We start from the raw sequence: 11856 nt of genomic DNA, 5'->3' as shown, positions 1-11856 counted from the left end.
TCCCTTACTCAAAATATTTAGACTCAACTAAAAGAGGATTAACTTCAAACCAAGATTCTTCCTCATCGCGGTATTCGTAAACAAACATACTGCGAACTAAAACATCATAATTTGCATCGCCACTGACTCGTTTGTTATCCCGAACTTGTCGCAAAAGTTCCCATTCTTCATCGTCGATCGCCTTGCTCATGCGATCGCATTGTTTTTTGATCGCTAATTCGAGAGTTTCTTTTGTAATCGGAAATTGACGCTGTTTTTTAATGCAGTCATTAAGGGTTCGTAAAAGTCCGCGCACGTGACCGCCACTAATTTGACAAAGGCGATCGAGAGTTGCGGAAGTATCAAAAATTTCTGAGATGCGATCGAGGCGTTCCTCGGGGGATTGCCGAGGAAAGGCGCGGGCGAGAATCATCTGTCTTAAGAGTGCCATCCCTTCCGTACACTCACTTCCATCACTAAATCGCACGGGAACCATCGGTAAAACGTGAGGATCCGTGGCAAAACGACTGGTGAGGCGATTGAGATCATTGGAGAACATCAACGCTAAGGGCATTGTATAGATCGCATGACAATTGAGTTGATTGAGTTGTTCGCCGCGATCGACGAAGAGATATTCGTGTTGAGGACGACCCCAAGTTGTGGGACGGTTTTCGACGCGATCGAGATTATCGACAATCACGACCAAACCGGCTTTATCGAGCTTGTTCAGTTGAATCTTGGCGGGTTCGAGGAGTTCTTGATTAATAATCTCGATTAAAGAAGCCGTGCGCGGTCCGAGATATTCCCGCAACTTACTGCGGAGTTCGGGGCTATTTTTGGCTTTAGCGGTAATTTTACCAATACCGGGGGCAACAAAAGAAACCCCTTCCTTGCTGGCATTAACTTGGCCGAAACCTAACCCCACCTCGGCGGAAAAATCTCCTTCCGTACTACCCTTGATGGTGCCAATTCCAGGGAGTGAGGCTTCTCCAGATAGTTCAATTTCAGTTTGTAATAATTTCGCCGCCCCTTGGAGCAAATTTTTCAGCCCCTTGGGTTCCTCGAGGGGGACGTGCAAACTGGCCAAACTTTCACTGACGCGACGGGCGATCGCCAGCAAAATATCGCCGACATCCACATCTCCCATCTCTAAATCTTCTGAGGACTCAAAGTAAACCACATGAAAGCCTTGTTGTTTGAGTTCGGCTTCCAAGCGTCGCAATTCTGTTGATTTACCGCAGCCAATATGTCCGGTGAATAACTGACAGGTGGGTTCTTCTGGTGAAAAGAAGGCAATATTATCGCGAATTTCTTCGATAATTTGACCCCCCCGGACTGAGGAAAAATCGATATAGTAGAGGCGATCCTGTTCGTCTTCTACGGTCAAGGTTTTACTGGGATTGGTTGCTTGAAAGAATTTGCGTAAATCTAACGCCATGATGCTTGCTTAAAGTATCGCTCTTTTCTTAATTGTAGAATCCCAAGAGGGAATTTGTCTTTGGGAAAAATGGATTGTCTTATTCTCCCTGTATTTCCAAATTGCGTTTGAGGGTTAAAGACTGATGTTGATAGTTTTGTGCCTTCTGATGATTGCCGATCGCCGCGAGAACTTTACTTAAGTTACCGAGAACGATCGCCTCGCCGAAGCGATCGCCGCTATCGTGTTTGAAGGTTAAAGCCTTTTCATAAGCAACGAGGGCATCTTGGTAGTTTTTCAGACAATAGTACGTATTGCCCAAACCACTCCAAGCCGCAGATATTCCCTCTTTATGGTTTTGGGTTTGGGCTGCGGCTAAATATTTTTGGTAATAATCTAGGGCGCGATCGTAGTCCTCCAAGCAATAAAAAGAGTTTCCCAGACCACTTAAAACAGAAAGAAAGTGTTTTGACTCTGCAACGGGGTCAACTAGGGCTAAATAGCGCTGATAATACTTAATGGCTTCAGAATACGCCCCTAATGCTTCATAAGACAAACCCGAGTGCAGTAAGCATTGGCAGATCCCCGCAGGATCGCGAATGGTTTCGGCGATCGCTAAAGCCTTTTGATGATATTCGATCGCCCTGCGATGCTGGCCGAGTGACCCATAGGCTTGACCCAAATTGGAGAGAGAGTGAGTTTCCCCGAGGCGATCGCCGATGGAACTTGAAAGGGTCAAATGCTTATCAAAATGCTCGATCGCCAGTTTCACCGCGAGGTGATATTCCCCTTGTACGTGATGTTCGATTTGGCTGGCTTCCCGAACCCGTTTAGCCGTGGCAATATGCAGCCATTCACCACTTTCTCGCTTTAAGACTAAAGATTGTTGGTAACGTTCGATCGCTTTTTGATATTGTCCCAATGATTGTAGGGCAATGCCTAAATTGCTCAAAGCATCGGCTTCTCCCGCCATATCGCCAATTTCTTGATAGATTCCTAGGGACTGTTGCCAAGAATGCAAAGCGGATTTAAACTGGCTATTTTGATAGCGTTCAATGCCCTGTTGCAACAGGCGATCGGCTTCTTGCTTGGCTTGCAGGGGAATAACGGGTTTTTCGGAAGGGGGAAGTTTCACGAGGTCTGCATTAATACGAGTTGCTAACTTTTGCAACTGTTGTGCTTCACTAAAGTCTCCTGACGCAATTAGTTCTGCGGCAATTTGCGAGAGAGTTTCTACTAAGCCTGGATCGATCAGGTTTTTGTGAGCGGCGAGAACATCATCTTCTCCTGCTCGAGCATTCTTTAGTAATGTGTAAACTAAATCGCGATAGGCTTGGTAGCGTTCCTTACTCATATTGTCTCAAATGCTCCCGTTTCGTTTTAACCGCTCGGCGACGACCTCGACTACTCTAGGGAAACGCAGATCTCTTATTCTAGATTAATTATTCCCCATGACGATCGCAAAACTGAAAACTCGTGGAATTATTGCGGCGGGACACCCCAAAACCGCCGAAGCGGGAAACGAAATATTTCTCGCGGGGGGTAATGCGTTTGATGCAACTGTTGCTGCAATTTTAGCTTCTTTTGTCGTGGAACCGACCCTAACTTCTGCGGGAGGTGGAGGATTTCTCTTAGCACATACTCAAGATAGTCGCAATATTTTATTTGATTTTTTTAGCCAAACTCCTCGACAAAAAAGACCGTTGGAGGAAGTCGATTTTTATGAAGTTGATGTTAATTTTGGCGATGCGGTACAAGCCTTTCATATTGGTTTGGGGTCGATGGCGGTGCCTGGGAATATTGCGGGGGTGTTTGCGGTGCATCAACAGCTAGGAAGATTGCCTTTTAAGGTTATTGCTGAACCGGCGATCGCCTTAGCTAAAAATGGCGTTGTCGTGACTCCTTTTCAAGGCTTTTGTATTAGCGAACTCTTGGCTCCTATTTTACAAGTGCTGCCAGAATCTCGAAAAATCTTTGCCCCTGGCGATCGCCTACTTCAGTGCGGAGATATTTTATATTGTTCGGATTTTGCCGCTACTTTAACTGCTTTAGTTGAGGAAGGACAAGATTTATTTTATCAAGGGGAAATTGCCCGCCAACTCGTACAAGATTCTCGCGAGAAAGGCGGCTATTTAACTTTAGAGGATTTAGCAGAATACCGGGTTATTTATCGGCAGCCTTTAGCAATAGATTATCGCGGGCGAAAAATGTTAACTAATCCGCCTCCGAGTTCTGGGGGAGCATTAATTGCCTTTGCTTTAGAACTATTAGAAACAGTAGATTTTCAAGCCCTTGAATTTGGCAGCGATCGCCATCTTCAAATTCTCTCTCGGATTATGTGTTTAACCAATGAAGCCAGAAAAGATGGCTACGATGCGAGAATTTATCAAGAGAATATTGCCGATGAGTTTCTTTCAGCAGATCGTGTTAGTCAATATTGCCAAAAATTACAAGGTATTGTCAATAAATGGGGCAGTACGACTCATATTAGCGTCATGGATGAAGACGGTAATGCAGCAACGGTGACGACATCAAACGGGGAAGGTTCTTCTTATGTTATTCCGGGAACGGGAGTAATGATGAATAATATGTTAGGAGAAGCAGATTTGAATCCTTCGGGGTTTCATCAATGGCAGTGCGATCGCCGCATTTCTTCGATGATGGCTCCAACCCTCGTTCTCCAAAATAATAAACCAGAAATCGTGCTAGGATCGGGAGGATCGAATCGCATTCGCACGGCAATTTTACAAGTTATTTCTAATTTAATTGATTTTAATTTCTCCATTGAAGAAGCAATTAATAATCCGAGAATTCATTGGGAGAATGGTCTTTTTAGTATTGAACCTCCCTATGGAGAAGAAATGTTAAAAAATCTCGATCTTCCTCTAGGTACAAGTATTCAGAATTGGCGGGAAAAAAATATGTTTTTTGGGGGAGTTCATGGGGTGAGAAAAACAGCCAATGGCACCTTAGAAGGAGCAGGAGATCCGCGCCGGGGAGGAGCAGTTTCAGTGCAGAATTAAACCCTAGGAATGCACAATGTGGGAGAATATTATCTAGTTTCGATCGCTCTAAATCACTTCTACTCTTTATTGTCACGAATGTCTGTTTCTCGTTCTTCCCATCTTTGCGCGATCGCCCTTGGTAGCAATATCGGTAATTCTAAACAAATCTTAAACACCGCGATCGCCCTACTTTCCCAAACCCCTAAAATTAGCCTAGAGAAACATTCCCAATGGTATCGCACCCAACCCATCGGACCGCCACAACCAGATTATCTCAACGGCTGTGCTATTCTCAAAGTTGAATGGACTCCCCCAGAACTTTTAGGGATTCTCTTAAAAATTGAACAACGCTGGGGACGAAAGCGACGAGAAAAATGGGGTCCGCGATCGCTAGATCTTGATATTCTTTTTTATGGCGATCGTATCCTGCAAACCTCTCCTTTAACTATTCCCCATCCTCACTTGAGAGAACGCGCTTTTGTCCTCGTCCCCCTCGCCGAAATAGCACCCCACTGGGTCGATCCCCTGACAGGAAAAACAGTCAAAGACCTCCGACAAAAGGTAGACTGTTCCGGTGTAACTCTATTAACAACCCCCATGCTACCCGGTCAAGAACCCCCTCAACTCCTGAAACAGCGCCTCGCCTACCAAGGACGCAAATTTAACTTTGAAGTCAACCGACTGCGCCTCCCCAACGATGTAGAAGGAGACTGGGAGTGCATTCGCCACCCTGGGGGTTCCCTCGCCGTTCCCGTCACCTCCGAGGGTAAACTGGTCTTAGTGCGACAATATCGCTTTGCCATCTGCGGACGTTTATTGGAATTTCCTGCTGGAACCGTTGAACCCCATGAAGACCCCGCAGAAACCATTAAACGGGAGATTGAAGAAGAAACTGGGTATCGCGCCAAAACATGGAATTCTCTGGGTAAATTTCCCCTTGCGCCTGGCTATTCTGATGAGTATATTTACGCCTTTTTAGCGCGAGATTTGGAAAAGTTGGACAATCCTCCCACTCAAGACGAAGATGAAGATATAGAAGTCGTGTTAATGACCCCTCAAGAATTAGAAAAAACGATTTTAACCGAAACTGCATCTGTTGATGCTAAAACCATTGTTAGTTTCAACCTCGCACGTTCTTGGCTCGAGTAATGTAGATTAATGTCAATAAAGGGGGCTTTAGCGAAGCACATAACGCACCGAAATTCCCATGAATCAATATTATGAAATATTAGAAATCAAACCCGGTGCGTCTTCAGAAGAAGTGAAACAGGCTTATCGGAAATTGGTGAAGGAATGGCATCCCGATCGCTTTCCCGACCAACCGCAACGCCATCAACAAGCTGAAGAAAAAATTAAACAAATTAATGAGGCTTATGAATATCTTAAGGCTCATTCACCCCAAGTTCCCCAAATAGAACAGCGCGATCGCGATCGAACAACAAGAGAAGCAGAATATCATTACAATCGAGGAGTCAAAAAAGCCAAACAAGAACGCTATACAGAAGCATTAGAACATTTTTCCCAAGCGATTTCTTTTCAACCCGATTATGTTGATGCTTATAAATATCGCGGTTTTGTCTACTCAATATTGGGAAAAGATCGCAAAGCCAATGCGGATCTGCTTCGAGTAGGGGAATTAAAACGCGAGTGGGGACAGGCTTCAACCTATTCAACCCCCGATCGCCATCCTTTTGAGCAAAATACGAAGACTCCTTGGAATTGTGCGGGAACTTTGAAAAATCATACTAATATTGTTAGCGCGATCGCCCTAGATCCTCAAGGCAAAATGTTCGCCAGTAGTAGTTATGATGGTACCGTTAGGATTTGGCAACTCAGTACAGGACAGCAATTACGAGTTTTGCAACATGGGGAACCGGTTTATTGCGTCGCAATTTCTCCCGATAGTCGCATGGTTGCAAGTGGAGGGAAAGATCGGACGATTAAACTCTGGAATGCCCACACCGGACAGCTAATTCGTACATTAGGAGGATGGTTTGGCGGTCATTCCGATACGGTTTTAACGGTAGCTTTTCACCCCGATCGCAAGCGTTTGGCTAGTGGTAGCGCCGATCGCACGGTACGCTTGTGGAAGTTAAATTCAGGCAAGGAATTGCGACAAATTTCCGGTTATTCTAATGCCATTACTTCTCTAGCCATTAGTCCCGATGGTAAAATTTTGGTGACGGGAAGTTTAGAAAAAGCCATCAAAATTCGCCAATTTGGTAGCGGTCAATTGGTGCGATCGCTGCGAGAAACGTATAAAATCTTAACGGTGGCATTTAGTCCCGATGGTGAAACTTTTGCCAGTGGTGGAAGTGATGGGATTGCGCGGTTGTGGGACTTAAGAAAGGGACGAGTTTTGCAAACTTTTGCCGGCCATGGCGAGTTTGTCAGTGCTGTTTCCTTCAGTCGGGATGGGAAAATATTGTTAAGTGGCGATGGAGATGGGAAAATTAAACTGTGGCAAATTGCGACAGGGGAGGAAATTTGTACTCTAAGCGAACATGGCGATCGCATTATGTCGGTTGTTTTAAGTCCAGGAGGACATAATCTAGTCAGTTGTAGCGCCGATCGCACGATTAAAATTTGGTGGCGATCGGACGGAAAATAACCTCGGAAAATAACCTGAGTTCGGGATAAACTAAAATGAATATTAACTAATCATCTGTAGGTTTTTTGCCAAGGGAACTAATTCAATTGACTCACCTTCTCGCGCCAAAATCGATCCTGGATAAGCGGCTGCAACCTCTTTACTCACCGTATCTAAAAAATCGTCATTGTGTAGGGGATCGTGGTGAAATATGACTAATTTCTTAACCTTGGCAGTACGAGCAATTTTAACGGCTTCTTGCCAAGTTGAGTGACCCCAACCGACTTTACTCATCTTTTTATCGTAGTATTCTTCATCTGTATAGGTTGCATCAATAATGAGAACATCAGCGTTCTCGGCTAAGTGAAGTACATTTTCATCAAGGCGATCGGGGAAATGTTCCGTATCGGTGACATAAGCGACCGTTAATCCTCGCCAACTGACGCGATATCCGATCGCCTCCCCTGGATGATTGAGTTTAGCATTTTCAACCATTACTTCCCCAATCGGTAATTTTGCGCCAATATCCAAATCGTAGAATTGCAATTCTGCCTGCATAATTTGTAAAGGAACAGGAAAATTAGGATGTAGCATTTGGTCGTGATGGCGCTGCTTAATGGTCGAACCATTGGGTGCGATTGCACCATAAATATTAAAGTGATTACCTTTAATAAAAGCAGGAGTAAAAAAAGGAAATCCTTGAATGTGATCCCAATGAGAATGGGTAAAAAAGATATGTGCCTTGATGGGCATTTGCCCGAGTAAAGTCTGACCCAAAACCCGCAATCCCGTACCGCCATCAAAGATCAAGCGTTCGCTGCCAACGATCATTTCAATACAAGGGGTATTGCCACCATAACGGACAGTTTCTACACCTGGACAGGGAATACTTCCGCGAACTCCCCAAAAGTTAATTGTGAATCGATTGGATTGGTTGGCCATAGGTAATGTTGATGGGCGGTTAAACGGTCAAATAATGGAGTGAATTAACTTGAATTGCCTTGAATTGGCTGGGGATGAGCGATCGCCCGATTGAGATGGGCTAAGATACTCTAATTATTTCGATCCCCCTAAATCCCCCTTAAATCCCCCTCCCGTCCCCCTTAAAAAGGGGGAAAGCCAGAGGATGCTTCGCTTTTTCAACGATGGGGACTTCCGGATTCTCCCCCCTTATCAAGGGGGGCTGGGGGGGATCGAATCAATAACTAGCAAGTTGAGTTAATTACAAGTTGCATGATAAGTAAGGTCAAGTCAGGAATAATTTGGGAAAATTTGCGACCCGTATCGAGTGTCAATCTCTACCCTTAAAGTTTTTGGTAAATTTTAGGTTTGTTTTGGTTTAATTATATCGACAAAACCGAGGCTATCCGAATTTATACCGAGTCTGATTTAGGGAGAATAACAAGAGAGTCTGGGTTTGTCTGAGAGTTCGATCGCTTTGAGTCGCGATCTCGATCGCATTCCCCATAAATTTCCTACAATTTTTTTTCAGCGAGAGCCTGTTTTTTCCATTATAGTTTTTAGGCAAGTCTCGAGTTGTTGGATGAGAGCCTCTGTTGTCTCCTGCGATCGCTCAAAACAGGTTGGAGGGGGGACATCGGGTTCAAAATAGAGAAGTTTAATTTGACCCGCACCAATGGCGATAATCAGCACCTCTGTTTCGGGTTTATGGGCATCAATCAAGCCGATCGCCTCTTGCAGTTGGTTGTCTGTATTGCGATTGAGGATTTCTAATGCTTCGCGGGAACAAAAGACAAAATGCGGGCTGGGTTGTAAATCTAAACCCAAGGTTTCCTGGCTTTCGGGGTTTTGTAAATGCAGTCCCCAACTCAAAGCAGCTAATTGATGTTGATATTCGTCAGTAAAGCGATCGAGATGGTATTTCCAAACTTCATTCTCCGAATCGGGTTGCGTCTTTTTAGCTCCATACATGGTCGATTTGCGGTGGTTATTGTTTCCTTAACATAGCATAAGGCAAGGGTTTCGTCGATTTTCCGAGGAATTTCTAACAGAAAATCCAAAAGTCCTGCTAGAATATGCACTAATTCTCTCAATGAATTTGACGTTGAGAGAAACGGTTGCTTCCCTTGGGTTGCGATCGCGCTGATAAGGGGCTGTGGCTCAGTAGGATAGAGCAAGCGCCTCCTGAACTTCGGGCACCCTGATGGAAACTTCAGGTGTGAATGTAGTCAAACTCAAGGAAGCCTAAGTTCGTTAAGGAATAGGGTAATCTTGAACCAAGTCGGGGAAATTCTTCATTTCTTCGGAAGGTGCAGAGACTGGTTGTAGAGAGTTAAACTAGATGGACTTTAATGTCTCATCAAAAAAAGAGCAACGGGGGATTTTAGCGGGAATGCTGTTGGGATGGGGAAGAAAAAATGGCGATAATTTTTTCATTCAACATTCTCTCCCCCAAGAGGAATATCTTCTGTTTAAGAAAAATCTCCTCGAAGGCATTACGCGGAAACCTGTGTCTTGCGATCGCAAGATATTAAAAACAGGAAAAATCGCGATCCGCATTGAACCAAAATTAATTCCTTTAACGAGGATATTAATCAAGCGGTTGTACCGAGAAGAAAATCAAAGTCAAAAAATTTCACGCAAATTTCTTGATTTTTTGACTCTTCAAGGAATAGCAATCTGGTTCATGGATAAAGGCTCAAAATCTTTCAAAAGAAGAGGCGATCGCATTTCTGCTTTAGAAATTTTCCTGAATACCCGTACATCTCAAATTGAAAGTGAAATAATTACAGCTTATTTTGCGGAAGTTTGGGATATTCACTGGGGATTAAGTAAAACGAGAAATTTTTATCGTTTGCGCTTGGGAACAAAAGCTGGAAAACAATTTTTTGCCCTACTTCTGCCTTATATTCACCCCAGTATGCTCTACAAAATTGAAACCTCCTACAACACAACGGCTACCATCTAAGGGTATGAAAAAATACCTAAGATGAAGGAATAGTCCAGAGAGTGAGGAAACTCACACCAATCTGAAGCGCTAGGTCGCCGGTTCAAATCCGGCCAGTCCCGTTTTTATCAATCTTGTTTTTATCAATATTAGTCACTGATAACTGATAACTGATAATGGTTTTAAAGCTCACATCTCGTCAGTTTTTCCCCAGTACAACTTCTTGTCAACAGAGTAAACGGCGCTCGTTTTTTTGGTTAGTTCCTGCCTTAATCGTTGCGCTTTTTTTTGCTTATAAAGAATTACAAAGTATCTTGGTACAACCCAATGATGTTTTTGTGTTAGGAGGACTAGAAAAACGAGAGTGGGAAGCCGCAGAATTAGCAAAAGACAATCCCCAATTAGAAATTTGGGTATCTTCGGGAAGTCCAGAAGGATACGTGCGAGGCGTGTTTGATAAAGCTGGAATAGAAAGCGATCGCGTTCACCTTGACTATACAGCACAGGATACTGTTACCAATTTTACGACATCGGTAGATCGATTACAGATGGCGGGAGTTGAAAGCGTTTATTTAGTCACCTCAAAAAACCATATGCGCCGGGCGAGAATTGTTGGGGAAATTGTATTTGGCAGTCGAGGAATTATTCTGAAACCAATGGTTGTGGAGTCGGAAGGAAAACCAGAACCATTATCTAAAACTGTTCGAGATGGGGGACGAGCATTTTTATGGTTATTAACAGGAAAAACGGCGGTTAGTTTAAAAGATAAAGTGGATTAGGGGAGAGGTAATAGGAAAAGAAGAAAGAAAGAAAGGAAAATTATTTCTTCATTCTTCTTCCTTGGTTCCTAATCTGTTCCCAATAAACTGGCCATCAATGCTTTTTGTGCGTGCATCCGATTTTCGGCTTGATCCCAGATTCGCGAATGTTTTCCCTCCATCACGTCATCGGTAATTTCTTCCCCGCGATGTGCCGGTAAACAGTGCAAGACGATCGCCTCGGGATCGGCATGACTCAAGAGAGTGGAATTAATTTGGTAGGGTTGAAAGATGGGAATGCGTTCTTCGGCCAAATCTTCCTGTCCCATACTCGCCCAAACATCAGTATAAAGAGCATGAACCCCTTCAACCGCAGCGACGGGATCGGAAGTGACAATAATTTCAGCCCCATCAATGGCAATGGCTTTACCTTTCTCAACAATGGCGCGATCGGGTTGATAATCGGCTGGAGTAGCAATGCGAATACTCACCCCAGATAAGGCACATCCCAACAGTAAAGAATGAACGACATTATTGCCATCTCCTAAATAGGCGATGGTTTTTCCCGATAGTTGGCCAAAACACTCTTGGATCGTGAGCAGATCCGCTAGAATTTGACAGGGATGCTCTAAATCTGTCAGGGCGTTAATGACGGGGATTTTGGCGTAATGGGCAAAGGTTTCTAAATCTTCTTGTTTGAAGGTGCGAACGGCTAAAATATCGAGATAGCGGTCTAAAACTCTGGCAGTATCGGAAATGGGTTCGCCGCGTCCCACTTGGGTCACTTTGGGGTTGAGATCGATCACTTGACCCCCCAGTTGATAGATAGCGGTTGAAAAACTAACACGAGTGCGAGTCGAAGCCTTGTAGAACAGCAATCCTAATACTTTTCGACAGGTTGGTTTTTTAAGGCCACTTTTGAGATCGGCGGCAAATTGGAGTAAATCTTTCAGTTCCGCAGCGCTCAAATCTGTTAACTCGAGTAAGTCTCTTCCCTGTAAACTCTTAACGCTCATTTTTTTATTAGTAATCGTTAAACCGTCAAGAGTAAACCGTAAATGCCCGATCGACAAGTATTGTAAAGTTTAACTTAATATATAGTCAAGTATAGTCATTCATGGTAAGATATAGCCATGAAACTCTCAGACTATGCCAAAAAAGCCGGGGTGAGTTATCAAACGGCATGGAGATGGTGGCAA

Annotated in this window: 10 protein-coding genes and 1 pseudogene; 6 read left to right on the top strand and 5 right to left on the bottom strand. The window is 44.1% G+C overall.

Features of this window, described 5'->3' with window-relative positions:
* Positions 1-4: 4 nt before the first annotated feature.
* Positions 5-1417, bottom strand: a complete 1413-nt coding sequence (locus tag VB714_RS08015) for an ATP-binding protein (RefSeq protein ID WP_323222900.1) — start codon at positions 1415-1417, stop codon at positions 5-7.
* A 79-nt stretch (positions 1418-1496) separates the two neighbouring features.
* Positions 1497-2750, bottom strand: a complete 1254-nt coding sequence (locus VB714_RS08010; RefSeq protein ID WP_323222898.1) for a tetratricopeptide repeat protein — start codon at positions 2748-2750, stop codon at positions 1497-1499.
* A 97-nt stretch (positions 2751-2847) separates the two neighbouring features.
* Between VB714_RS08010 and ggt the strand changes: the two genes are divergently transcribed.
* From ggt to VB714_RS07995, 4 genes and pseudogenes are all read left to right on the top strand, one after another.
* Positions 2848-4419, top strand: a complete 1572-nt coding sequence (gene ggt / locus VB714_RS08005) for a gamma-glutamyltransferase (protein WP_323222896.1) — start codon at positions 2848-2850, stop codon at positions 4417-4419.
* A gap of 9 nt (positions 4420-4428) precedes the next feature.
* A pseudogene (folK, locus tag VB714_RS27380) lies at positions 4429-4899 on the top strand (2-amino-4-hydroxy-6-hydroxymethyldihydropteridine diphosphokinase); the annotation flags it as partial.
* A gap of 99 nt (positions 4900-4998) precedes the next feature.
* On the top strand, positions 4999-5550 hold the full coding sequence (locus VB714_RS27375; protein ID WP_416309635.1) for an NUDIX hydrolase: 552 nt from the start codon (positions 4999-5001) through the stop codon (positions 5548-5550).
* A 58-nt stretch (positions 5551-5608) separates the two neighbouring features.
* Positions 5609-7012 (top strand): DnaJ domain-containing protein, encoded by a 1404-nt coding sequence (locus VB714_RS07995; protein ID WP_323222891.1) that lies wholly within the window; start codon positions 5609-5611, stop codon positions 7010-7012.
* Positions 7013-7054: 42 nt separating this feature from the next.
* Here VB714_RS07995 and VB714_RS07990 read toward each other — a convergent pair whose 3' ends face one another.
* Entirely contained in the window at positions 7055-7933 is an 879-nt protein-coding gene (locus VB714_RS07990; RefSeq protein WP_323222890.1) for an MBL fold metallo-hydrolase, read from the bottom strand.
* Positions 7934-8479: 546 nt separating this feature from the next.
* Positions 8480-8923: a hypothetical protein gene (locus VB714_RS07985; RefSeq protein ID WP_323222888.1), complete on the bottom strand. Its 444-nt coding sequence runs from the start codon at positions 8921-8923 to the stop codon at positions 8480-8482.
* Positions 8924-9293: 370 nt separating this feature from the next.
* On the opposite strand from VB714_RS07985, the gene VB714_RS07980 reads away from it, so the two are divergent.
* Together VB714_RS07980 and VB714_RS07975 are read left to right on the top strand one after the other, a co-directional pair.
* On the top strand, positions 9294-9920 hold the full coding sequence (locus VB714_RS07980; RefSeq protein ID WP_323222885.1) for a DNA endonuclease: 627 nt from the start codon (positions 9294-9296) through the stop codon (positions 9918-9920).
* A gap of 155 nt (positions 9921-10075) precedes the next feature.
* Positions 10076-10678, top strand: coding sequence for a YdcF family protein (locus VB714_RS07975; RefSeq protein ID WP_323222883.1), 603 nt, complete (start codon positions 10076-10078; stop codon positions 10676-10678).
* A 68-nt stretch (positions 10679-10746) separates the two neighbouring features.
* On the opposite strand, the gene argF is transcribed toward VB714_RS07975, so the two are convergent.
* Positions 10747-11673, bottom strand: a complete 927-nt coding sequence (argF, locus tag VB714_RS07970) for an ornithine carbamoyltransferase (RefSeq protein ID WP_323222880.1) — start codon at positions 11671-11673, stop codon at positions 10747-10749.
* Positions 11674-11856 lie beyond the last annotated feature (183 nt).

This window comes from Spirulina sp. 06S082 (genome assembly GCF_034932145.1).
Taxonomy (GTDB): Bacteria; Cyanobacteriota; Cyanobacteriia; order Cyanobacteriales; family Spirulinaceae; genus CCY15215.
The sequence above is the reverse complement of the archived record's forward strand: the minus strand, read 5'-3'. Positions and strand labels throughout refer to the sequence as shown.